The sequence below is a fragment of the Devosia ginsengisoli genome (assembly GCF_007859655.1).
Taxonomy (GTDB): domain Bacteria; phylum Pseudomonadota; class Alphaproteobacteria; order Rhizobiales; family Devosiaceae; genus Devosia; species Devosia ginsengisoli.
The window spans coordinates 1,801,313-1,821,953 of sequence record NZ_CP042304.1 but is presented as its reverse complement, the minus strand read 5'-3'; the positions used below and the strand labels follow the sequence as shown (position 1 = coordinate 1,821,953).

26 protein-coding genes and 1 other RNA gene are annotated in these 20,641 nt (G+C 62.3%); 17 read left to right on the top strand and 10 right to left on the bottom strand.

What is annotated here, in order from left to right; translation table 11 throughout:
- Positions 1-3: 3 nt before the first annotated feature.
- Entirely contained in the window at positions 4-498 is a 495-nt protein-coding gene (locus FPZ08_RS08995; RefSeq protein ID WP_146289659.1) for an SspB family protein, read from the bottom strand.
- Between the two features lie 114 nt (positions 499-612).
- Positions 613-964, bottom strand: a transfer-messenger RNA (tmRNA) gene (ssrA, locus tag FPZ08_RS08990).
- 79 nt (positions 965-1,043) lie between these two features.
- Between ssrA and FPZ08_RS08985 the strand changes: the two genes are divergently transcribed.
- Positions 1,044-1,589, top strand: a complete 546-nt coding sequence (locus FPZ08_RS08985) for a thermonuclease family protein (protein ID WP_342780177.1) — start codon at positions 1,044-1,046, stop codon at positions 1,587-1,589.
- A gap of 3 nt (positions 1,590-1,592) precedes the next feature.
- On the opposite strand, the gene FPZ08_RS08980 is transcribed toward FPZ08_RS08985, so the two are convergent.
- The 4 genes from FPZ08_RS08980 to FPZ08_RS08965 all read right to left on the bottom strand — a co-directional run bounded on the left by FPZ08_RS08980 (position 1,593) and on the right by FPZ08_RS08965 (position 3,116).
- Positions 1,593-1,835 (bottom strand): YdeI/OmpD-associated family protein, encoded by a 243-nt coding sequence (locus FPZ08_RS08980; RefSeq protein WP_146289658.1) that lies wholly within the window; start codon positions 1,833-1,835, stop codon positions 1,593-1,595.
- Entirely contained in the window at positions 1,832-2,230 is a 399-nt protein-coding gene (locus tag FPZ08_RS08975; protein ID WP_146289657.1) for a RidA family protein, read from the bottom strand. Before FPZ08_RS08975 ends, FPZ08_RS08980 begins: the two co-directional genes overlap by 4 nt.
- 116 nt (positions 2,231-2,346) lie before the next feature.
- A complete protein-coding gene (locus FPZ08_RS08970; RefSeq protein ID WP_342780176.1) occupies positions 2,347-2,895 on the bottom strand; it encodes a Fic/DOC family protein in 549 nt (182 codons plus the stop codon).
- Between the two features lie 29 nt (positions 2,896-2,924).
- Positions 2,925-3,116, bottom strand: coding sequence for a hypothetical protein (locus tag FPZ08_RS08965; protein ID WP_146289656.1), 192 nt, complete (start codon positions 3,114-3,116; stop codon positions 2,925-2,927).
- A gap of 56 nt (positions 3,117-3,172) precedes the next feature.
- On the opposite strand from FPZ08_RS08965, the gene FPZ08_RS08960 reads away from it, so the two are divergent.
- The 7 genes from FPZ08_RS08960 (at position 3,173) to hflC (ending at position 9,016) form a co-directional block, all read left to right on the top strand.
- Entirely contained in the window at positions 3,173-3,967 is a 795-nt protein-coding gene (locus FPZ08_RS08960; protein WP_146289655.1) for a thymidylate synthase, read from the top strand.
- A 20-nt stretch (positions 3,968-3,987) separates the two neighbouring features.
- The gene (locus FPZ08_RS08955) at positions 3,988-4,284 is read left to right on the top strand and encodes a nucleoside triphosphate pyrophosphohydrolase family protein (RefSeq protein ID WP_146293032.1); all 297 of its coding nucleotides are present in this window, start codon (positions 3,988-3,990) and stop codon (positions 4,282-4,284) included.
- A 40-nt stretch (positions 4,285-4,324) separates the two neighbouring features.
- A complete protein-coding gene (locus FPZ08_RS08950; RefSeq protein ID WP_146289654.1) occupies positions 4,325-5,332 on the top strand; it encodes a DUF4424 domain-containing protein in 1,008 nt (335 codons plus the stop codon).
- 125 nt (positions 5,333-5,457) lie between these two features.
- Positions 5,458-5,943: a GNAT family N-acetyltransferase gene (locus FPZ08_RS08945; RefSeq protein ID WP_146289653.1), complete on the top strand. Its 486-nt coding sequence runs from the start codon at positions 5,458-5,460 to the stop codon at positions 5,941-5,943.
- Positions 5,944-6,048: 105 nt separating this feature from the next.
- A complete protein-coding gene (locus tag FPZ08_RS08940; protein WP_246132887.1) occupies positions 6,049-6,705 on the top strand; it encodes a dihydrofolate reductase in 657 nt (218 codons plus the stop codon).
- A gap of 109 nt (positions 6,706-6,814) precedes the next feature.
- A complete protein-coding gene (hflK, locus tag FPZ08_RS08935; protein ID WP_146289651.1) occupies positions 6,815-7,927 on the top strand; it encodes an FtsH protease activity modulator HflK in 1,113 nt (370 codons plus the stop codon).
- A gap of 3 nt (positions 7,928-7,930) precedes the next feature.
- Positions 7,931-9,016, top strand: a complete 1,086-nt coding sequence (hflC, locus tag FPZ08_RS08930) for a protease modulator HflC (RefSeq protein ID WP_146289650.1) — start codon at positions 7,931-7,933, stop codon at positions 9,014-9,016.
- Between the two features lie 65 nt (positions 9,017-9,081).
- On the opposite strand, the gene serB is transcribed toward hflC, so the two are convergent.
- The gene (serB, locus tag FPZ08_RS08925) at positions 9,082-9,954 is read right to left on the bottom strand and encodes a phosphoserine phosphatase SerB (protein WP_146289649.1); all 873 of its coding nucleotides are present in this window, start codon (positions 9,952-9,954) and stop codon (positions 9,082-9,084) included.
- Positions 9,955-9,978: 24 nt separating this feature from the next.
- On the opposite strand from serB, the gene miaA reads away from it, so the two are divergent.
- On the top strand, positions 9,979-10,857 hold the full coding sequence (miaA, locus tag FPZ08_RS08920; protein WP_246132837.1) for a tRNA (adenosine(37)-N6)-dimethylallyltransferase MiaA: 879 nt from the start codon (positions 9,979-9,981) through the stop codon (positions 10,855-10,857).
- Here the strand turns inward: miaA and FPZ08_RS08915 are convergent.
- On the bottom strand, positions 10,854-12,266 hold the full coding sequence (locus FPZ08_RS08915; RefSeq protein ID WP_246132836.1) for an MATE family efflux transporter: 1,413 nt from the start codon (positions 12,264-12,266) through the stop codon (positions 10,854-10,856). The genes miaA and FPZ08_RS08915 overlap by 4 nt on opposite strands.
- Before the next feature lie 81 nt (positions 12,267-12,347).
- Between FPZ08_RS08915 and FPZ08_RS08910 the strand changes: the two genes are divergently transcribed.
- The 4 genes from FPZ08_RS08910 (at position 12,348) to FPZ08_RS08895 (ending at position 14,167) form a co-directional block, all read left to right on the top strand.
- Positions 12,348-12,722 carry a DUF423 domain-containing protein gene (locus FPZ08_RS08910; RefSeq protein WP_246132835.1) on the top strand — a complete coding sequence of 125 codons (375 nt, stop codon included), beginning with the start codon at positions 12,348-12,350 and terminating at the stop codon, positions 12,720-12,722.
- Positions 12,723-12,792: 70 nt separating this feature from the next.
- Complete coding sequence (locus FPZ08_RS08905) at positions 12,793-13,068, top strand: hypothetical protein (RefSeq protein ID WP_146289647.1); 276 nt, start codon at positions 12,793-12,795, stop codon at positions 13,066-13,068.
- Between the two features lie 281 nt (positions 13,069-13,349).
- A complete protein-coding gene (locus FPZ08_RS08900; RefSeq protein WP_146289646.1) occupies positions 13,350-13,565 on the top strand; it encodes a cold-shock protein in 216 nt (71 codons plus the stop codon).
- 113 nt (positions 13,566-13,678) lie between these two features.
- Entirely contained in the window at positions 13,679-14,167 is a 489-nt protein-coding gene (locus FPZ08_RS08895) for an NUDIX hydrolase (protein ID WP_186767272.1), read from the top strand.
- Here the strand turns inward: FPZ08_RS08895 and FPZ08_RS08890 are convergent.
- The gene (locus FPZ08_RS08890; RefSeq protein ID WP_146289644.1) at positions 14,164-15,663 is read right to left on the bottom strand and encodes an inorganic phosphate transporter; all 1,500 of its coding nucleotides are present in this window, start codon (positions 15,661-15,663) and stop codon (positions 14,164-14,166) included. The genes FPZ08_RS08895 and FPZ08_RS08890 overlap by 4 nt on opposite strands.
- Positions 15,664-16,027: 364 nt before the next feature.
- Between FPZ08_RS08890 and FPZ08_RS08885 the strand changes: the two genes are divergently transcribed.
- The 3 genes from FPZ08_RS08885 to FPZ08_RS08875 all read left to right on the top strand — a co-directional run bounded on the left by FPZ08_RS08885 (position 16,028) and on the right by FPZ08_RS08875 (position 19,211).
- Positions 16,028-17,797 carry an acetolactate synthase 3 large subunit gene (locus tag FPZ08_RS08885; RefSeq protein ID WP_146289643.1) on the top strand — a complete coding sequence of 590 codons (1,770 nt, stop codon included), beginning with the start codon at positions 16,028-16,030 and terminating at the stop codon, positions 17,795-17,797.
- Positions 17,798-17,820: 23 nt separating this feature from the next.
- Positions 17,821-18,375: an acetolactate synthase small subunit gene (ilvN, locus tag FPZ08_RS08880; RefSeq protein WP_146289642.1), complete on the top strand. Its 555-nt coding sequence runs from the start codon at positions 17,821-17,823 to the stop codon at positions 18,373-18,375.
- 92 nt (positions 18,376-18,467) lie between these two features.
- Complete coding sequence (locus FPZ08_RS08875) at positions 18,468-19,211, top strand: pyridoxine 5'-phosphate synthase (protein WP_146289641.1); 744 nt, start codon at positions 18,468-18,470, stop codon at positions 19,209-19,211.
- 34 nt (positions 19,212-19,245) lie between these two features.
- Here the strand turns inward: FPZ08_RS08875 and FPZ08_RS08870 are convergent, their stop codons facing one another.
- Positions 19,246-19,572: a hypothetical protein gene (locus FPZ08_RS08870; protein ID WP_146289640.1), complete on the bottom strand. Its 327-nt coding sequence runs from the start codon at positions 19,570-19,572 to the stop codon at positions 19,246-19,248.
- A gap of 317 nt (positions 19,573-19,889) precedes the next feature.
- Here FPZ08_RS08870 and FPZ08_RS08865 point away from each other — a divergent pair, with 317 nt between their 5' ends.
- Complete coding sequence (locus FPZ08_RS08865) at positions 19,890-20,501, top strand: NADPH-dependent FMN reductase (protein ID WP_146289639.1); 612 nt, start codon at positions 19,890-19,892, stop codon at positions 20,499-20,501.
- Positions 20,502-20,641 lie beyond the last annotated feature (140 nt).

Sequence of the window (20,641 nt, the reverse complement as noted above, 5' to 3'; positions counted from 1 at the left end):
ATGTCAGGGCTTCTTGCGGAAGGCGTCGAGGCTGACGACCTTTTCGCCGGGCTTTTCCTCGCCCGCTTCGACAGCACCGGCTTCGGCGGTGGCTTCCACTTCGGCGTCGGCCTCGGTTTCGACCGCAGCAGCGCCCGGCGCGGTTGCCGGATCGAATTGCAGGCCGAACTGCACGGAAGGATCGAAGAACCCCTTGACCGCCGAGAAGGGGACCACCAGCGTTTCGGGAATGCCGTCGAAGCTGAGGCCGACCTCGAAACCGGTCTCGTTGACCTTGAGGTCCCAATACTGGTTCTGGATGACGATGGTCATTTCCTTGTCGTACTGGCCGAGCAGTTTCTCGCTCAGCCGCACGCCGGGCGCGCGGGTGACGAAGGAAATGAAGAAGTGATGCTCGCCGGGCAGGCCGGTCTTGGCGACCTCGGCCAGTACCTTGCGCACGACGCCGCGCAGGGCTTCCTGGGCGAGAATGTCGTATCGCATGTGGTCTTCGGCCATCGGCTCACTTTCCTGTCACGAGGGATAGAATCCCTGATGGCCCATATCAGCCTCACGTTCCACGAGAATTCAAGGAGAAAGGCACAGGAAAACTTGCAGAAGAATGCGGGAAAAGGTGCAGGCTTCTGTTGCCAGGTGCCTGCGGACCCCGCCTGTCGCCCGGCTAGGAGCGGAGGACTTAAATTCCCAGTGCTAGCACCGCTTACGCGGCGAGAGCGACCGGAGCCTTATGGTTGTCATTAGCAACTATAAGTTTTGGACCGATAACGGTGGTACCTCACCGAGCAAAAGCACACCTTTTACGCCCTCGTCGATCCTGTTTCGCCCCCATTGGCCCCCGAGGGGTAGATGGTGGAGGCGCCGGGTACTGCCCCCGGGTCCGAAAGGTTTATTACGATGACCGTTTATCGCCATAGCTCTTGCGAGCAGGTTCTATATAGGCGCGGTCGGGGCGGGATGCAAATCACGCGCGCGCGGCGAGCCCGTATTGTCCCCTGCGTGTTGAACCCGACTTAACGCTTGCCGGCCATGCTGCCATCCACTTGGTGGGAGGGGGCTATGGCATCAAGAACATCACTACGGCTGGTGACGAGACCGGGCAGGCGGCGCGCGCCGTCGAACTGGATTCTCGTTCCGGCTTTTCTGCTGGTCGGCGGATTGGGTGGGGCGCTGCTGGGCGCACTTCCCGAGCAGAACCTGGCAAGGCTGTTCAACCCACCGGTGGCGCACAGCACTGTCGCGACCGTGCCGCAAACCTTCGCCGTTTGCGCCGGCCGTGTTCGTATCGACTGCGTGGTGGATGGCGATACGTTCTGGCTCGGGGGGTCAAGATACGAATTGCCGACATCAATACGCCGGAAGTCAGCTCGCCGGCTTGCGGCGCCGAAGCGGCGCTCGGCAGACGCGCGACCACGCGGCTGCGCGAATTGCTCAGCGCCGGCTCATTCGAATTGCAACCCGCCGACCGCGATGAAGATGTCTATGGCCGCAAGCTGCGCGTGGTGGTGCGGGGCGGTCATTCGATCGGCGATACGCTGGTGGCCGAAGGGCTCGCGCATCACTGGCGGGGCTACAAGGAGAGCTGGTGCTGAGCGTCAGCTCCCGTTCCATTTCATGCCCATATAGACGCCGCCGGCCTCCAATTCATCGAGCATCTGGGCCAGGTGCTTCTGCTTGGTGTCGTCGCGCTTCACCTTGTTGATCCAGAGCAGATAGTCGTTGCGCTGATAGGGTGGGCGGGCGTCATAGGCCTCGCGCAGACCGCGCTCTGCGAGTGCCGCGCGCACGAAATCAGGCATTTCCTCGCGCTTGCGCAGCGGCCGTAGCACCGGGCTCATGGCAAAATGGCCTGCGCTTCGATCTCGATGAGGAAATCGGGATTGGCGAGGCCGGGGACCCGAAAGCCCGTCACGGTGGGTGGATTGGGCCGCTGGCCCCAAACGCCCATCCACACGCCGAAGGCGGCGCCGAGGTCGATATCCTGCTGCATGATGATGGTCGTCTTGACCAGGTCTTCCAGGCGCCCGCCGGCGGCGGACAGCACCATTTGCAGATTGTCCAGGGCCTGCCTGGTCTGGGCCACCACATCGCCCTTGCCGACGATCTCGCCCTTCTCGTTGACCCCGTTCTGGCCGCCGATCAACAGTAGCCTCGCATTGGCCGGCAGGATGATGCCCTGCGAGAAAACCGGGCTTTTATACATTCCATCGGGATTGATGTGTTCAATGGGCATGATCGTTCTCCTTGGTGCGGCTTAAGGTAGACCGGACACCCTGACAGCGGGTGTCGGGAGGAGATGAGGTATTCTTTTACCGGAGTCGATGCTCTCGACTGTGCAATTCCTAGCCCTCAACCAGGGTTGCGTATCAAGTCGGAAATGAGCTGCGTCAGTGGCAACAACTCGCCGGAAAAGCTGGCAATCATCGCGGATATTACGCGATCTGGATCAAGCATGTCCTGGTTGAAACCGTATCCGATGGTTGCCGCGAGGAGTGCAAGATAGGCAAGCTGCGTGCGACCATTGCCTTCGCGGAAGGGATGTCCTGCGTTGATCCCCGCGAGCAGGATAGCCGCGCGTTCTGCGAAGTTCTGCGCCGTTGCCGATGTCAGGACCGGGTCAACCAGGGAAAACGCCCGATGCATTTCCCGAGACAGATGCTCAGGGTAGCAGAACCAGTTTCCTCCCTTGCCGATCCGAACGCTTCGCCGTTGCCCGGCCCAATCGTATACATCCTGAAAGAGATGGTGATGAATCCGGCGATAATGTTCGTAGCCGAGATCGCCGGTTGGGAGCGGTTCTTCCGCACGAGATAAATACATGGCGAACTCGAACTCATTGAGTTCGTCTTGATCGGTCAGGCCTGCGCGGTTTTCAGTACGGTCGTGCCAGCGTAACACAGCGGATCTGGTTCGCCGGCATATACCAACTACTTCCTGAACTCCGCCCTGATGCGCGCACGTCGCGCATCGCCCGTTTCGCCGCGTTCATCGGCTGCATGGATTAGTTGCCCGGTTCTTGGAGAGCGAACGATACCTTCTACAGCGCTGATCTTTTCAGCGGCCTTGCGGCCCAGGACGAATTGGCTCGTTTGGCCGTGTTGCAGGATGATCTTCGTCATGTGGAGATTGTACCATAGCCGAGCCGATAACCAAGAGAATCGTCTAAGCTTTCATCATGCAGCCCTATCTCAAACTCCTCTCCGACATTCTCGAACACGGCACCGACAAGGCCGACCGGACTGGCACCGGCACGCGGTCGCTGTTCGGCTATCAGATGCGGTTCGACCTCAATGCGGGCTTTCCGCTGCTGACCACCAAGAAGCTGCATCTCAAATCCATCATATACGAGCTGCTGTGGTTCATTCGTGGCGAGACCAATGTTCGCTGGCTGCAGGAGCGCGGCGTCAAGATCTGGGATGAGTGGGCCGACGAGAATGGCGATCTCGGGCCGGTCTATGGTTCGCAGTGGCGCAGCTGGCCGGCGCCGGATGGGCGCAAGATCGACCAGATCGCCCAGGTCATCGAATCCATCCGCACCAAGCCGGATTCGCGCCGGCATATCGTTTCGGCCTGGAATCCGGCCGAGGTGGACGAGATGGCGCTGCCGCCCTGCCACTGCCTGTTCCAGTTCTATGTCGCCAATGGCAAGCTGAGCTGCCAGCTCTATCAGCGTTCGGCCGATACGTTCCTCGGCGTGCCGTTCAACATCGCCTCTTATGCGCTGCTGACTCATATGGTGGCGCAGGTGACGGGGCTGGGCGTGGGCGACTTCGTCCACACCTTTGGCGACGTGCATCTCTATTCGAACCACTTCGAGCAGGCGCGGCTGCAACTGACGCGCGAGCCGCGGGCGCTGCCGGTGTTGAAGATCAATCCTGATGTGACGCGGCTGGAAGATTTCGTGTTCGAGGATTTTGCCTTCGAAGGCTACGATCCGCATCCGCATATCAAGGCCGAGGTTTCGGTTTGAGCCGCAGGCTGGCCGAGCTGATGCCATTGGTGGTCGAGGTCTCGAACACTTATGCGTCCCGCAATGCCATAGCGCGCGACAACGACTGGTATCTGCTCAAACTGCAGGAAGAGATCGGCGAACTCACGGCCGAATATCTCAAGACCACCGGACGTGGGCGGATGAAGGGTGCCGATGCGCCGGCCATCCGCCAGGCGCTGGAGGACGAGGCTGCGGACGTGCTGGCCACGCTGCTGCTGTTTGCCCACAAGAACGGCATCGACCTCGATGCGGCGCTGGAGCGCAAGTGGTTTCAGTATCTGGGACGCAGCGGCTGAGGCCGTGCTAAGCAAATGGCGCGTATATCGGGAGGATAGGATGAGGTTTCTGCTGCTTTGCGGTGCATTGCTGGCTGCCGGTCCAGCACTGGCCAATGACACGTCGGCGGTGCTGACCACTGGCGGGCTCGAATTCATCACCAACCAGGATATCGTGATGGAGAGCGAGGAGCTGTTCATCTCGAAGGATGAAATCCGCGTCGTCTACCAGTTCCGCAATGATGGCGACGCCGACCAGAATATTCTCGTCGCCTTCCCGATGCCCGATATCGTGCCCGATTTCTGGTCGCCGGTGGCTTTTCCGGTGGGGCCGGACGACAACCTTTTCCAGTTCGAGACGACGCTCGACGGCAAGCATGTCGAGACGGAACTGCACGAATATGCCTATGCCTTCGGCGTCGATCGCACCAAGATGATCAAGCAGCTCGGCCTGCCGCTGGTGCCGATCACCAGCCAGGCCAGCGATGCGACCGATGCGCTGGATGACGAGACAACCGCGCGTCTGCTGCATCTGGGCCTGGTCGCGCCCGATGAATATGACGCCGGCGAAGGCTGGGAAAAGCACTACTGGCCAGCCTGGACCTACAAGGCGACCTATACCTGGGAAGGGCTGTTTCCGGCGGGCGAGACCGTGACGGTCGAGCATCGCTACAAGCCCAGCGTCGGCGGCACTGTCGGCGTCAGCTTCCTCGGCGAGCCCTATGAAGGCTACGATCCGGCGGCCGAATACAGGACCAGATACTGCACCGACGAGAGTTTCCTGGCAGCCGTCCGCAAGACGCTGGCCAACCCCGACGAGCCGTGGTCGGCGCCCTTCTTCGAGAGCTGGATTTCCTACATCCTGACCACCGGCGGCAATTGGAGCGGGGGCGCCATCGGCAAGTTCCGCCTCGTGGTGGACAAGGGCAGTCCCGACAATCTCGTCTCGTTCTGCGGCGAAGGCGTCAAGAAGATCGGCCCAACCACGTTCGAGATGGTCAAGGAGGATTTCTGGCCGCAGGAGGAGCTGAATATCCTGATCCTCGAGCGGCAGCCGACAAGTAATTAGCTAAAACGCGACGTCATTCCCGCGAAGACGGGAATCCATTCTTTCTGTTGGCGCCGCAAGGAATGAAGAGTGGATTCCCGCCTGCGCGGGAATGACGCCGTGAAAATGAGAAGATCGAACAACAGTTGAACACTTCCCTCACCATCCGCTCCGCCACCCCCGCAGACGCCGCGCTGATCGTGCATTTCATCGAAGCGCTAGCGGCCTACGAGAAGCTGAGCCATGAGGCCAAGGCGACCGAGGCCGATATCCTGCGCGACCTGTTCGGGTCCGCGCCCAAGGTGTTCTGCGAGATCGCGGAATGGGAGGGCAAGCCGGTCGGCTTCACGCTGTGGTTCTATACCTATTCCACCTTCCAGGGCCGGCATGGCATCTGGCTGGAGGATTTGTTCGTCGATCCGTCCATGCGCGGCAAGGGGATCGGCAAGGCGTTGCTGGTCAATCTGGCGCGGCGCTGCGTGGCCGAAGGGCTGGGACGGTTCGAATGGTGGGTGCTCGACTGGAACGAGCCCAGCATCGAATTCTACAAGGCGCAGGGCGGGGTGATGCAGGACGAGTGGACCAAGGTGCGGGTCGATGGTGACGCGCTACTACTCCTCGGTTCGAATTAACCGGTTATTGTGTCTTGTGACCCAAGGCCGGGTCTGCGATGAACCGGCGAACTTCAGTCTTGCCCATCTGCTAGGTTGTCCATGCCCACTCCACCTCGCGTGAAGATGCCCTCAGCGACGTCCATCGTTGCACGGAGCCATCCAGACCACATTATCGGCGTGGACAATACGCTTCCATGGCACCTTCGCACGGATTTACAGCATTTCAAGAAATTGACTGCGGGGCACGCAGTCATCATGGGGCGCCGCACGTTTGAGTCGCTTGGTCGTCCGCTGCCAAATCGACTTAATATTGTTTTGTCGCGACAGATTTTTGATGATTGCGCGAATGTTAAGTGGGCAAAAGATCCAGAAACAGCGCTTCTTCTAGCGGATGTCCATTCTATATTTACGCTTCAGCCGGAATTTTTTATAATTGGTGGCGAGGTCATTTTTGGAGAGTTTCAAAAATATATAAATCAATTTTGGCTTACTGACGTATATACTGGACATATGAATGGCGATGCCAAATTTGATTATACTTTTCTACCGTCGGAGTGGCGGACTCGTGAAGAGAGAGAGTTCCCATCCGGGGAACACGATGATTTTTCTTTTCGAATAACCCATTACGCCCGACGAAAATTTGAACATCGGATGAGGTCTAAGGAAGAGTTCATGCCAACGAGTTCCCATATAATTGACCGTCTAGAAGAATGGTCGGAATTTATAGAAAGCCAACCTGCTGACGATGATGCGTTGGCGGATCACCCGACCCTTTTTTAGCCTACCGCGTCAAAGTGTACGAGCGACGACAGGACAGCGCGCATTGATCGGTTGAAGCCCTTGCCTATATAAGTCCTCAACGAAACGAAATTTATCCGAAAGGGACGCGATGCCGTGGGAGAGTAACGGAGGCGGGGGTGGCCGCAATAATAATGGCGGTCCCTGGGGGCAGGCGCCCGGTGGCGGGGGCGGTGGCCCGCGGCGTCCGGGTGGCGGCAATACACCCAATCTCGAAGATATTCTCAACCGCGGTCGCGACCAGTTCAAGGGCGGGTTGCCCGGTGGCCGTTGGGCCATTATCGGCGGCATTCTTGCGGTGCTCGCCTTTTGGGGCGCCAACTCGGTCTATACCGTGGCGCCGCAGGAAGTTGGCGTCGAACTGCGCTTCGGCAAGCCCAAGCCGGAACTCGCCGGCCCGGGCCTGCATTTCCTGCTGTGGCCGGTCGACACCGTCGAACGCGTGACGACCACGCTTAATCAGACCCAGATCGGAACGGCGACCGCCACCGGCTCGCGCCCGTCGCAGAGTGCCAGCGACGGGCTGATGCTGTCGGGCGACCAGAATATCGTGAATGTGCAGTTCTCGGTGTTCTGGGCGATCGATAATCCGCAGGACTATCTGTTCAACGTCCGCGACCAGGAATCCATGGTCCGCTTCGCTGCGGAAAGCGCCATGCGTGAAGTGGTGGGCCGTCGTCCGGCCCAGGACATCTATAGTGACGACCGTAGCGGTATTTCCGAGGAAGTCCTGCAGATCATCCGCACGACGCTCGACAGCTATGGCCTGGGTGTGAATGTCACCCAGATCCTGATCGAGAATGCCGGTCCGCCGGCCGAAGTCATCGACGCCTTCAATGAAGTGCAGCGCGCCCGGCAGGACGAAACCCGCCTGCAGGAAGAGGCGCGGTCCTATGCCAATACGCTGCTGGGCGATGCCCGTGGTCGCGCTGCGGCCCTGCGTGAAGAGGCTGCCGCCTACACCAACCGCGTGGTGCAGGAAGCAACCGGTGAATCCGAGCGCTTCAACGCCATCTATGCAGAATATGTCAACGCCCCCGAAGTGACGCGCAAGCGCCTGTTCCTCGAAACCATGGAGCAGGTGATGGGGAGTTCGGAAAAGGTCCTGGTGGAAACCGGAGCCGGTGGCCAGGGGGTGATCCCCTATCTGCCATTGCCTGAACTGCGGCCCGGCGCCACGACCAATACGACGACGGGGAACTAAGCCATGAACAATCGTCTGATCATCATTGGCGTTGTCATTCTCGCCGCCCTCTATGTGTTCTTCTCGTCGATCTACGTGGTCAACGAGCGCGAACAGGCCATCGTCATGCGCTTTGGCCAGATCACCGACGTCCGCACCGAACCGGGCATCTATTTCAAGATTCCGACGGATTTCGTCGACACGGTTCAGGTGATCGAAGATCGCCTGCTGCGCTACGATATCGCCAATATGCGCGTGCAGGTTTCGGGCAACGCCTTCTATCAGGTGGATGCTTTCCTGACCTACCGCATTTCCGATCCGCGGCTGTTCCGCGAGCGGGCCACCGGCCAGCTCTCGGTTGCCGAGGCCCGTATCGGGGCCAGCCTCGATGCGGCCCTGCGTCAGGTTTACGGCCTGCGTGAATTCAGCGCCGCCCTGTCCGACCAGCGCGGCCAGATGATGGCGGAAACGCGCGACCTTATCCGTCCGGACCTCGCCAATCTCGGTATCGACGTGGTGGACGTGCGTATCCTGCGCACCGACCTCGACGCCGATGTTTCGGCAACCACGTTCGAACGCATGCGCGCCGAACGTCTCGCCGAAGCCGCGCTGCTGCGCGCCCGTGGTCAGGAGCAGGCACAGAGCCTGCGGGCTATTGCCGATCGTCAGGCGGTGGAAATCGTGGCCGCGGCGACCCGTGATGCGGAAATCATCCGTGGTACGGGCGATGCTGAGCGTAACCGTCTGTTCGCTGCCGCCTATGGTCAGGATCAGGAATTCTTCGAGTTCTATCGCTCGATGGAATCCTATCGCAATGCGCTGGTGAATACCGGCACGACCATGATCCTGTCGCCCGATAGCGAGTTCTTCCGCTATTTCGGCTCCAATGGCGAACTGCCGGCGGCCAATACCAACCTGGCGCCGCCGATCCAGCCGACTGCTGCCCCGATCACACAGCAGCCGACCGACGAGCCGGCGCTTGACGGGCTGGGTATCGAGGAAACCACCGTGCCGAGCATCACGCTCGAGGACGGCTCGGAGCTGACGCCGACGCAGGGCACCGAAATTCCGGTGCCTGCCGAGGAGCCTGCTGCGGCACCAGCCCAGTAGGCGTCTCCCCGGAAATGCAAAAGCCGGCGCAGCAATGCGTCGGCTTTTTGTTGGCCGCAGGCGTGTCAGCGCATGATGTCTTCGTCGCTATAGCCCTGCAGGTAGAGCAGGGCGGTGAGGTCGCCATGGTCGATGCGGATACCGGCTTCCGCGGCCACGGCGGGCTTGGCATGCAGAGCCACGCCGAAGCCGGCAATGCGGATCATGTCGAGATCGTTGGCGCCATCGCCCACCGCAATGGTCTGGCTGAGCGGCAGGTCGCGTTCGGCGGCCCGGGCCGTCAGGCGCTCGCGCTTGGTGTTCTTGTCGACGATGGGCTTGGCCACCGTGCCGGTCAGGCGGTCGCCGTCGAATTCGAGCACATTGGCGATGGCTTCGTGAAAGCCGATGCGCTTGCCGAAATAGTCGGCGAAGAAGGTGAAGCCGCCCGAAACCAGCGAGGTATAGGCGCCATATTCCTTCATGGTTTGGATCAGCGCGCGGCCGCCCGGCGCCAGCGTGATCTTCTCGCGGCGGATTTCCTCGATCACCTTGCGCTCCAGCCCTTTGAGCAGCGCGACGCGCGTGTCGAGCGCCTGGCCGAAATCGAGCTCGCCCCGCATGGCGCGGTCGGTGATGGCGGCCACCTGGTCCTTGATGCCGAGGGCGGCGGCGAGTTCGTCGATGCATTCCTCGTTGATCATGGTCGAATCCATGTCGGCGACGAGGACCTGCTTGCGGCGGTTTTCCGTCGGCACCAGCGCAGCATCGACCCTGGTGTTGCCGATGATCTCGCGGGCAATGGCCAGCGCATCGGTTGACTTCGGCTCGATGATCTCGCAGGCAATGGAATGGTTGAGCCAGTTGAGTTCGCCGCCGGTTTGCTTCACCACGGCGGCGGCCAGCGCCGGATCGAGTTCGGAATCGGCGGGATCGGCGATGAGGCAGAGAACCGGCATGAGGGCTACTTTTCGGAGGAATGCGTGACAGGCCGCAGGCGCGCCGTCCTGATAGCGGGTCCGACTGCCAGCGGCAAGTCGGCGCTGGCGCTCGCCATGGCGCAGCAGCAGGGCGGCATCGTGGTCAATGCCGATGCCATGCAGGTCTATGACACGCTGGCCGTGGTCACGGCCCGGCCCGATGCTGCGGACATGGCGCTGGCGGAGCATCGGCTCTATGGCACCGTGCCGGCGAGCATGCGGTTTTCGACCGGGCAATGGCTTGGCGCGGTGCGCGAGGTCATCGAGACGAGCGATCCGGTGCGGCTGCTGATTTTCGTTGGTGGAACAGGGCTTTATTTCGATGCGCTGCTAAACGGATTCGCCGATATTCCCGAGATTCCGGCCGCGCTGACGCTTCAAGTTCAACAAGAGATTCAAGCGCTGGATGGTGCGCAACGGCTGGCCCTGCTGCGGCGGGAGGACCCGGTGGCCGCAGAGCGCCTGCGGGTGGTTGACCCGCAAAGGTTGACGCGGGCGCTGGCGGTCAAGCGCGCCACAGGCCGCATGCTTTCTTCCTTCCAGGGCGAGAATGCCTCCGGTTTGCTCGTGGATTTCCTGGTGGAGCGCCTAGTGCTGGACCCCGATCGCGATGTGCTGCGCGGCCGGATCGCGCGGCGTTTCGAGGCCATGTTCACCGGCGGGGCGGTGGCGGAGGTGGAGGCGCTGCGCGCGCTCGATCTCGATCCGGCGCTGCCGGTCATGAAGGCCATCGGCGTGCGCGAGATCGGCGACTGGCTCGATGGTGCGTTGGCGCGCGACGAGGCAATAGCGCGGGCGACCATTGCCACCCAGCAATATGCCAAGAGGCAGCGGACATGGTTCCGCAACCGCTTCGGCGACTGGCCGCGGCGCGCAAGCTAGCGCGGGCGCAGCAGGCCGAGGCGTTCGCGCATGGCAAAGCGGGCGACCAGCACCACGGCGACGGCGGCGAGGCCTGCAGCCAGGCCGAGCCAGATGCCGACGCCGCGCCAGCCGATGACGAAGCCGAACAGCCAGGCGGTGGGCAGACCGATGGCCCAATAGCCCAGAATGGCGAAGACCATCGGGATCTTGGTGTCGCTGAGGCCGCGCAGCGCATGGGCGGCGACAACCTGGGCGCCATCGACGAGCTGGAACACCCCGGCCACGACAAGGAAGGTGCCGGCCAGCGCCAGCGCATGGGCGTTTTCCGGAACGCGCGGATCGAGGAACAGGGCGACGATGGACGGCCCCAGCGTGAGGAACAGGGCGCAGGAGACGGCCATGAAGGAAGTGCCCAGGGCAAAGGCGGTCCAGCCGGCCTTGCGGATACCCTCGGCGTCACCCCGGCCATAGGCCATGCCGACGCGAACGGTGGCGGCAATGCCCAGCCCCAAGGGCACCATGAAGGCCATGGAGGCGCATTGCAGGGCGATGGCGTGGGCGGCGACCTCATCAGTGCCCAGCAGGCCCATCAGCAGCGCTGCGGCGGTGAACAGGCCAACCTCGGCCAGCACGGTCAGCCCGATGGGCGTGCCGATGCGGAAGATTTCGCGGAAGCGCGGCCAGTCGGGCTTCCAGAGGCGCATCAACACATAGAAGCGCTTGAAGCGGCGCTGGCGCAGCACATAGGCCAGCATCAGGCCGAACATCACGATATTGGCCAGCACGGTGGCGAGGGCGGCGCCGCGCAATTCGAGGCGTGGCATGCCGAAATGGCCGAAGATCAACCCATAATTGGCGAAGGCGTTGAACAGCACGCCACCGACGGTAACCAGCAGAATGATACGCGTGGCGTCGAAGGCCGACAGCAGGGAGCGGAGCGCGATGATGGTGAGCGCGGGAAACAGCATCCACACGCCCACCTGGATATATTCCTCGGCCATCAGCGTGATGGTGGGGTCCTGTCCGAGCGCGGCATAGATGGGGCGGATCTGCAGCAGGATGGGCGTGAACAGCACGGCCAGCAGAATGGCCGCCCACATGCCCTGCCGCACGACGCGGCGGACCGCCTTGATGTCACGGGCGCCGCGCGCCTGCGCCACCAGGGGCGCCACGGCGCCGACAATGCCGACGCCGCAGACCAGGAAGGGCATGAGGAAAGTGGTCGCCAGCGTGCCGGCGGCGAGATGGGTCGGGCCGAGCCAGCCCAGCATGATGACGTCGGTTGCCGTCAACGCATTCTGCGCCAGTTGTGCGATGACCAGCGGCCATGCCAGCGCGAAGGTGGCGCGCAATTCGTCGCCCCAACTGGCTGACATGGAAAGGCTGGTGGCGGCTGCGCCGGACGCAACCGTGGCTGGTTCACTCATCTGGAAAGTCCTACTCGCGAGGGATTGCTCTAGAGGAAACCGCCCGGTAGCGGAAGGGGGGGGCACATGGAGAGACCCGGAATGAGCGGACGACATGAGGTGATGCGGCGCCTGACCCTGGCCCTATCGGGGCTCATCGGCGCAATGGGCGTAGCGGCCGCGGCGGGGGCCTCGCATGGCGATTCGCGGAACCTGGGGGCCATTGCCGCCATCGGCCTGGCGCATGGTCCGGCGCTGCTGGCCCTGGGGCTGGCGGGACGCGGTCGCCTGCCGGCCATTGCCGCGACATTGCTGGCGATGGGCACCATTATTTTTGCCGGCGATCTCGGCATGCGCGAATGGCTGGGGCACAGTCTGTTCCCCGGCGCGGCGCCGCTGGGCGGGCTCGGCATGATCGGCGGCTGGCTCGCCATTGTGCTGGTTGGGCTGGCCTGGAATGGACCCGATCGCAATTAGTTAAAATGTAGCCGGAACCAAATGCCGGTGTGCCGCATTCTTGCCCTCGATAGTTTTTGGAGGGTTTCCCATGCACAAATTCCTGATCATCGCCGCAACCTGCCTGTCGCTTGCCGCTTGCACCACTACTCAACAGGGGGCTGTCGTTGGCGGCCTTGGCGGCGCCGTGGTGGGCGCTGGCGTTACGGGCGGCAGCGCGGTTGGTACGCTGGTCGGTGCCGGTGTCGGCGCAGTGGCCGGCGCAGCGGCAGGTAATGTGCTCGGCCGTGTGTCCGGCAGCAACAATATCTGCATCTACGAACGCAACGACGGCAGCCGCTATCGCGACACCTGCCCGCGTGGCTGACAGAAGTTGCAGCATCGCCCCATGCTGCACGCGCCCTAGGGCGCCAGGGCCCTCGATCCGGAGTCCCTCCTGGATCGGGGGCTTTTCATCGACCAGTGAAACGCCTTGAATTTCTGACAGACAGCCGACACGTGACGACATCTTGCAGCGCTATCTGATCGACCGGCGGAGGCCGGGACCTTGGCTACCTCCTGATCTGTGAATCGTTTAGGCCGGGCCACAATGGCCCGTTTTCAACCCTTAGCCGCCCCCGGCGGCGTCCACTCGCGAGGACAAGTTCCATGGATACCATCACTGGTACCGTCAAATTCTTCAACACCACCAAGGGTTACGGGTTCATCTCGCCCGAGAATGGCGAGAAGGACGTATTCGTCCATATCTCAGCCGTCCAGCGGTCAGGCCTGCAGGGGCTTTATGAGGGCGACAAGGTGACCTATGAGCTCGAAACCGGCCGCGACGGCAAGGTTTCGGCGACCAACCTGACCCTGCTGCAGTAAACAGCGGCATCGCGTTTTCGAAGGGCCCTGCGGGGCCCTTTTTGCTGATCTCAGCATCGACAGAAGCAGCGGTGTCATGCGACTGTCCGGCCGTCGATCCGATGGAGAGTGCCATGCTGCGCGAATTCCTGAGCCACTGGAGTCCGAAGGTAGAAACCATGCCCGGGCAGCGGCAGTCCGGCGCGCTGCCCTATTCGGTCGTGGAGGGGCGCGTGGTCTTCCTGCTGATCACCTCGCGGCGCACCGGCCGCTGGATTTTCCCCAAGGGCGATATCGAACCGGGCATGACGCCCTGGGAGAGCGCGGCGCTGGAAGCTCTCGAAGAGGCCGGGGTCAACGGGCAGATCGGCACCGAGCCGGTCGGCAGCTATCGCTCGAGCGCCAGCGTCGATGGGTCGAGCCTGGTCGATGTCGATCTCTATCCGCTGCGCGTGGAAACCCAGCTCGACACCTGGAAGGAAATGGACCAGCGCCTGCGCCATTGGGCCGTGCTGCCCGAAGCGCGGCGGCTGCTCAATGACAGCGCCTTGTCGCGCCTGGCGGTGAAGCTGCAAATCCAGTTGCGCCGGGAATCGCAGGGCGCCGTTCCGCCGGCGGCCTAGCCGATCACCAGATCGAGTATCCAGAACAGTATGGCGGCCAGAACGGCCGAGGCCGGCACGGTGATGATCCAGGCCGCGGCGATACCCGTCACATGCTGCCGGCGCACCAGCTTGCGTCGCTCGCTCTTGCGTTCCCGCGACAGGGCGTCTTCGGGCGTGGCATTGAGCGCGGCCGGATCGACATGCTTGGCATGGATGGGAACGGCCGCGAAATCGAGATCGCGGCGGGAATAATATTCACGCAGGAAGCCGACACCGAAAATGCCACCCACTGCGATATGGGTCGATGAGACCGGCAGGCCCAAAGCCGAGGCCACGAGCACCGTCACCGCTGCCGACAGCGCCACGCAATAGGCCCGGATTTCGTTGAGCTTGGTGATCTGCTCGCCCACGGTGCGGATCAGCCGGGGGCCGAACAGCGCCAGGCCCAGCGAAATGCCGATGGCGCCGATAGCCAGCACCCAGAAGGGCAGGGCCAGGCCCGAGGATTCCATCTGCCCGGACTGCAATGTGGTGACGATGGCCGCGAAGGGGCCGATGGCATTGGCGACATCGTTGGCGCCATGGGCGAAGGACAGCAAAGCCGCCGCAACCACCAGCGGCAGGCGGAACAGGGTCGATACATGCTTCTTGCGGTTTTCCATGCCGATGGATTGGAAACGAACCAGCGGCATGGCGCCGATCCAGCCCAATGCGGCACAGACGATGCCCAGCGCCAGAACGACGGGCAGGTCCGGCGCCCAGATCCGGCTCAGGCCCTTGGTCGCGATATACATGGCAAAGATGCCGGTCATGCCGGCCACGATGATCGGCACCCAGATGCGCGCGGCGGACACCTTGTCGATGCGGTCGGTAATGGTGTGCTTGATCAGCAGCAGCAACAGCGCCGCGAAGAGGCCGCCCAGCACGGGTGAAATGACCCAGCTCGCCGCGATGGTGCCGATGACCGGCCAGGCCACGCTGCCCACGCCCGACGCGGCCACGCCGGCGCCGACGACGCCGCCAACCACGGCATGGGTGGTGGAGACTGGGGCGCCGATATAGGTCGCGAGATTGACCCAGAGTGCCGAGGCCAGCAGGGCCGCCATCATCAGCAATACGAACTGACCGGGCGGAATGGCATCGCCGATCAGCAGGTCGCGCGCCACGGTATTGACCACGTCGCCGCCGGCCAGCAGCGCTCCGGCCGCCTCGAATATGGCGGCGATCAGCAGCGCGCCGCCCATGGTGAGGGCCTTGGAGCCGACCGCCGGACCCATATTGTTGGCGACGTCATTGGCGCCGACATTGAGCGCCATATAGCCGGCAATGGCCGCGGCGATGACCACGAGATAGCTCATGGGGCCGTCGGTGACGGCGTAGCTGGCCCAGACCGCCGCGAGCAGCAGGAAGACCAGCGCAATGCCGGGCGCCGCCAGCGCGCGGGCCAGGTCCTGAGTGGCGTCTTCCAGCCCGGAAACCCGCTGCAGATCCTTGTCGAGGACGCTCTTGGCCATCTGTCATCAAACCGTCATAAAACCGTATCCCGCGCCAATAGCATTGTCTGAACCAATGGCCACCTGTTTTGCGCACAGACGGAATGCTCCTCCACGGTTTTTGGTTCAGACGGGCATGGTGGCCCGACAATCTGCGGCAGGCCCATTGACACCTTCGCGGCATTGCACCTATCAATGCGACCGCAAGTTTCATGGAGAGGTCCCGTGCGGGCACTCATTCTCGTAGTAGGTAGGCGCATCGGCAACGTGGGGTAAAACCCCGCGCGATAGCTGGTGCGCTGAAAACAGGTCCCGATGGGGCCTTTTTTATGTGCCCGGTTTTCGCCGCTACGAGACTGGGCCGGACTTTAGGAAGGAATTGACGATGGCCGAAAAAATGACCGGCGCGGAAATGGTGATCCAGGCGCTCGCCGACCAGGGAGTCGAACATATCTTCGGCTATCCGGGTGGCGCGGCCCTGCCGATCTATGACGCGATGTTCCAGCAGGATGTGGTCCAGCATATCCTGGTGCGGCACGAGCAGGGCGCGACCCACATGGCCGAAGGCTATGCGCGCTCCACCGGCAAGCCCGGCGTCGTGCTGGTCACCTCCGGTCCCGGCGCCACCAATGCGGTCACCGGCCTCACCGATGCGCTGATGGATTCCATCCCCATGGTCTGCATCACCGCGCAGGTGCCGACGACGCTGATCGGTACCGACGGCTTCCAGGAATGCGACACGGTCGGTATTACCCGCAGCTGCACCAAGTATAATTACCTGGTGAAGCGGGTCGAAGACCTGCCGCGCATCATGCATGAGGCCTTCCTCATCGCCACGACCGGCCGCCCTGGTCCGGTGGTCATCGACATTCCCAAGGATATCCAGTTTGCGCTGGGCGACTATTACAAGCCCGATCTCGATACCCTGCGCCACCAGAGCTACCGCCCGCAGATGGATGGCGATGCGGCTGCCATCGAGGCGGCGGTCGATCTCATGCTCAGGGCCGAGCGGCCGGTCTTCTATACCGGCGGCGGCGTCATCAATGCCGGGCCGCAGGCTTCCGAGCAGTTGCGCGAACTCGCCGAACTCACCGGCTTTCCGGTGACCTCGACGCTGATGGGGCTGGGCGCCTTCCCCGCGTCCAATCCGCAATGGCTGGGCATGCTGGGCATGCATGGTAGCTACGAAGCGAACCTGGCGATGCATGATTGCGACGTGATGATCAATATCGGCGCGCGGTTCGATGACCGTATCACCGGAAGGGTCGATGCCTTTTCGCCCAACAGCCGCAAGATCCATGTCGATATCGACCCCAGCTCGATCAACAAGGTCGTGCATGTCGACCTGCCGATCATCGGCGATTGCGAGCGCGTGCTGTCCGAAATGGTCCGCGTCTGGCGCAGCAAGACCAACCAGCCTCGCAGCGAGGCCATCGCGCCGTGGTGGAAGCAGATCCAGAAATGGCGCGATGTCGGCTCGTTCAATTTCAAGAATTCCGACACGGTCATCAAGCCGCAATATGCCATTCAGCGCCTCTACGAGGCGACGAAGCAGCAGAGCAAGGAAGTGTTCATCACCACCGAGGTCGGCCAGCACCAGATGTGGGCCGCCCAGCATTTCCACTTCGACAAGCCGAACCACTGGATGACTTCGGGTGGCCTGGGCACGATGGGCTATGGCCTGCCGGCCGCGGTCGGCGTGCAGGTTGCCCATCCCGACGCGCTGGTGATCGACATTGCCGGGGAAGCCTCGGTGCAGATGACGATGCAGGAACTCTCGACGGCGGTGCAGTATCGCCTGCCGATCAAGATCTTCATCCTCAACAATGAGCGCATGGGCATGGTTCGCCAGTGGCAGGACCTGCTGCATGGGTCGCGCTATGCGCATTCCTATTCGGAATCTCTGCCCGATTTCGTCAAGCTGGCCGAGGCCTATGGCGGCAAGGGTATCCGGTGCGACAACCCGACTGAACTCGACGCCGCCATTGCCGAAATGCTCGACTATGACGGCCCGGTGCTGTTCGACGTGCTGGTCGAGAAAGACGAGAACTGCCTGCCGATGATTCCGTCGGGCAAGCCGCATAACGAAATCATCCTGCCCGACACCGCCAATATCGGCGACATCATCGACGAGAAGGGACGGGCGCTCGTCTAGGGCGCTGCAGAGGAGAAACGCACATGAACGCACATCTGCAGCCGACCGGCTCGGCCTATTTCATCACCAAGGAAACCCAGGACATCGAGCGGCATACGCTCTCGGTGCTGGTCGATAACGAGCCGGGCATCCTGGCCCGCGTCGTGGGCCTGTTCTCGGCCCGCGGCTACAATATCGAAAGCCTCACCGTCAGTGAGACCGAACACGGCCGTCGACTTAGTCGCATCACTGTCGTCGTCACCGCCACGCCGCGTACGCTGGTGCAGATCAAGCTGCAGCTCGAGCGCCTCGTGCCCGTGCACAAGGTGCATGACCTGACCACGGAAGGCGCTTCGCTGGAGCGCGAGCTGGCCCTGATCAAGGTGGCTGGCTCGGGCGAGCATCGCGCCGAGACCCTGCGGCTGGCTGACGCCTTCCGCGCCCAGATCGTCGATGCCACGGTCGAGAGCTTCGTCTTCGAAGTCACCGGCAAGCCGGGCAAGATCGACAGCTTCATCGGGCTGATGCAGCCGCTCGGACTGGTGGAAGTGGTGCGCACCGGCCTCGCGGCCATCTCGCGCGGCCAGCAGGGCATGTGATCGACCAGCCTGATCGGACCTATCACAAGGTTCGATTGGGCAGGCGCCCCGCCATGGTGTAAGCCTGCACGAAATTTCGTGCAGGCCGGCCCATGACCCTTCTTTCCGTCAATCTCAATGCCATCGCGCAACTCCGCAATCGGCGCGACCTGCCATGGCCGAGTGTGGTCGGTCTGGCGCGGGTGGTGCTCGATGCCGGCGCCAGCGGCGTCACCGTGCATCCGCGGCCCGATGAGCGGCATATAAGGCGCGGTGACGTATTCGATCTCGCCACATTGCTGCGGTCCGAATATCCGGCAGCCGAATTCAATATCGAAGGCTATCCCAGCGAGGACTTTTTCACCCTGATCGATCAGGTGAACCCGCAACAGGTGACGCTGGTGCCTGATGATCCGGCACAGGCGACCTCCGACCATGGCTGGGATTTCCGCGGCAAGGGCAATTTCCTCACTTCGGTGGTGCAGCGCCTCAAGGCGCCGAACCGGCGCATATCGCTGTTCTGCGATCCCGATGCGGGCACGGAGGGTGTCGCGGCGGCACGGGCCACGGGCGCCGACCGGATCGAACTCTATACCGGCCCCTATGGTGGTTGCTACGACGATCCCGACCGCGCCGTGCGCGAACTGGCGGCCCTGGCCCATACGGCACAGGCGGCCAAGGCTGCGGGGCTCGGGGTCAATGCCGGGCATGACCTGACTCTGGCCAATCTGCCGGCATTCCAGTCGGCCGTGCCGCATGTCGATGAAGTGTCCATCGGGCATGGGCTCACGGCCGATGCGCTGCTGGTCGGCTTTGCCCAAGCGGTGCGGCAATATCGCGCCGTCTTGGGAAGCTAGGGGAGGGCGCTGGCGCGAACCAGCGCCGCCCGGCCTAGTCTGTGTAGCTGAACTGGCTCAACTCGCAGACATTGTTGTCGTATTTGGTCAGCTCTTCCCCGTCCTCGAAAACGGCCAGGAAGTCGTATTTGCAGTAGCCGCTGCCGTCGTCGATATTGATGACGACGCTATGGCCCGCCGGCAGGATGCTGCGGCCCAGAATGTCCTCTTCCCATGAGCGCGATCCCTTGTTGGACGCATAGAATTCGATGATGTCGTAGGACGTGTTGTTGTTGATGCGCACGTGCCGATCCTGCGCCGCGGCGTCGATCGTGCCCATGGCCATGATGGCCAGCGCGAAGGCCGCTGACGTTCTGAGCATGATAATCCCTCCCGATGAATGTGCCCCACGGCTGGCTTAGTCCGCTGCCCGGTCGCCGCCAACCCGGATTCATGGGGGTACCCCGCGCGATTGTTGCCTTGTGTCGAACGCTCCGTCAGCGAGCGGTGCCGATAGCGGCGCGGGGATGGACCCGGCGGTGCCGCAATCGGGAAAAACACCAGTTCCCTCCAATACTTACATAAATGTTCCCTAGGCAGCCCGGTGTCTCCGCACCACAACAAAGTGCCTCCTTGTGAGCGGTCTCGGTAGGCACATATATCGCCTCAGTTACGATTTGTTACCAAGGAGGGCTTCCAATGTCCAAACTCAAGATTGCCGTTATTATTTCGTCCACCCGCCCGACCCGCTTTGGTGAGATTCCGGCGAAGTGGATCCTCGAAAAGGCCAATGAACGTCCCGAGATCGAAGCCGAGATCGTCGATATCCGCGATTTCGACCTGCCGTTCTTCGACGAAATGGCTTCCAATGCCTGGGTCCCGTCGGCCAATGCGAATGCCGTCAAGTGGCAGAACAAGATCAGCGAATTCGACGGCTATATCTTCGTCACCGCTGAATATAACCGCGCCATCACCGGTGCGCTGAAGAACGCGATCGACCAAGCCTATACCAACTGGAACAAGAAGGTATTCGGCGCCGTCGGTTACGGTTCGGTTGGTGGCGCCCGCGCCATCGAAAACCTGCGCACGATCGGTGTCGAGCTGCAGATGGTTTCGACCCGTTCGGCCGTCCACATTGCCGGCGCCGACTTCATGGCCGTGCATCCCGGCTTCGGCGGTACCAAGACCCTGACCGACATCGAGCCCGCGATCGGCAACTCGGCCAAGGACATGCTGGACCAGCTCGTCTGGTGGGGCCAGGCCACCAAGGCCGCCCGTGAAGACGAGGCTGTCGCCCAGGCCGCCGAATAAACCTTACGAAGACCTCCATATCTTCGTTTACAGGCCAGGGCTGCTCCGAAAGGGGCAGCCCTCGCTGTTTTCTATATCGGGTGGTCGCTCCGTGAGGGGCGGCCCCTGCTGGTTTTGAACCATTGTGATGGGAGCGTGTT

Excerpts from the sequence above, each read along its gene's own strand:
- FPZ08_RS08995 (WP_146289659.1), bottom strand. The coding sequence starts at position 498 with ATGGCCGAAGACCACATGCGATACGACATTCTCGCCCAGGAAGCCCTG.
- FPZ08_RS08980 (WP_146289658.1), bottom strand. The coding sequence starts at position 1,835 with ATGAGCCCGGTGCTACGGCCGCTGCGCAAGCGCGAGGAAATGCCTGAT.
- FPZ08_RS08975 (WP_146289657.1), bottom strand. The coding sequence starts at position 2,230 with ATGCCCATTGAACACATCAATCCCGATGGAATGTATAAAAGCCCGGTT.
- FPZ08_RS08965 (WP_146289656.1), bottom strand. The coding sequence starts at position 3,116 with ATGACGAAGATCATCCTGCAACACGGCCAAACGAGCCAATTCGTCCTG.
- FPZ08_RS08960 (WP_146289655.1), top strand. The coding sequence starts at position 3,173 with ATGCAGCCCTATCTCAAACTCCTCTCCGACATTCTCGAACACGGCACC.
- FPZ08_RS08955 (WP_146293032.1), top strand. The coding sequence starts at position 3,988 with ATGCCATTGGTGGTCGAGGTCTCGAACACTTATGCGTCCCGCAATGCC.
- FPZ08_RS08950 (WP_146289654.1), top strand. The coding sequence starts at position 4,325 with ATGAGGTTTCTGCTGCTTTGCGGTGCATTGCTGGCTGCCGGTCCAGCA.
- FPZ08_RS08940 (WP_246132887.1), top strand. The coding sequence starts at position 6,049 with ATGCCCTCAGCGACGTCCATCGTTGCACGGAGCCATCCAGACCACATT.
- hflK (WP_146289651.1), top strand. The coding sequence starts at position 6,815 with ATGCCGTGGGAGAGTAACGGAGGCGGGGGTGGCCGCAATAATAATGGC.
- hflC (WP_146289650.1), top strand. The coding sequence starts at position 7,931 with ATGAACAATCGTCTGATCATCATTGGCGTTGTCATTCTCGCCGCCCTC.
- serB (WP_146289649.1), bottom strand. The coding sequence starts at position 9,954 with ATGCCGGTTCTCTGCCTCATCGCCGATCCCGCCGATTCCGAACTCGAT.
- FPZ08_RS08915 (WP_246132836.1), bottom strand. The coding sequence starts at position 12,266 with ATGAGTGAACCAGCCACGGTTGCGTCCGGCGCAGCCGCCACCAGCCTT.
- FPZ08_RS08910 (WP_246132835.1), top strand. The coding sequence starts at position 12,348 with ATGAGCGGACGACATGAGGTGATGCGGCGCCTGACCCTGGCCCTATCG.
- FPZ08_RS08905 (WP_146289647.1), top strand. The coding sequence starts at position 12,793 with ATGCACAAATTCCTGATCATCGCCGCAACCTGCCTGTCGCTTGCCGCT.
- FPZ08_RS08900 (WP_146289646.1), top strand. The coding sequence starts at position 13,350 with ATGGATACCATCACTGGTACCGTCAAATTCTTCAACACCACCAAGGGT.
- FPZ08_RS08895 (WP_186767272.1), top strand. The coding sequence starts at position 13,679 with ATGCTGCGCGAATTCCTGAGCCACTGGAGTCCGAAGGTAGAAACCATG.
- FPZ08_RS08890 (WP_146289644.1), bottom strand. The coding sequence starts at position 15,663 with ATGGCCAAGAGCGTCCTCGACAAGGATCTGCAGCGGGTTTCCGGGCTG.
- FPZ08_RS08885 (WP_146289643.1), top strand. The coding sequence starts at position 16,028 with ATGGCCGAAAAAATGACCGGCGCGGAAATGGTGATCCAGGCGCTCGCC.
- ilvN (WP_146289642.1), top strand. The coding sequence starts at position 17,821 with ATGAACGCACATCTGCAGCCGACCGGCTCGGCCTATTTCATCACCAAG.
- FPZ08_RS08875 (WP_146289641.1), top strand. The coding sequence starts at position 18,468 with ATGACCCTTCTTTCCGTCAATCTCAATGCCATCGCGCAACTCCGCAAT.
- FPZ08_RS08870 (WP_146289640.1), bottom strand. The coding sequence starts at position 19,572 with ATGCTCAGAACGTCAGCGGCCTTCGCGCTGGCCATCATGGCCATGGGC.
- FPZ08_RS08865 (WP_146289639.1), top strand. The coding sequence starts at position 19,890 with ATGTCCAAACTCAAGATTGCCGTTATTATTTCGTCCACCCGCCCGACC.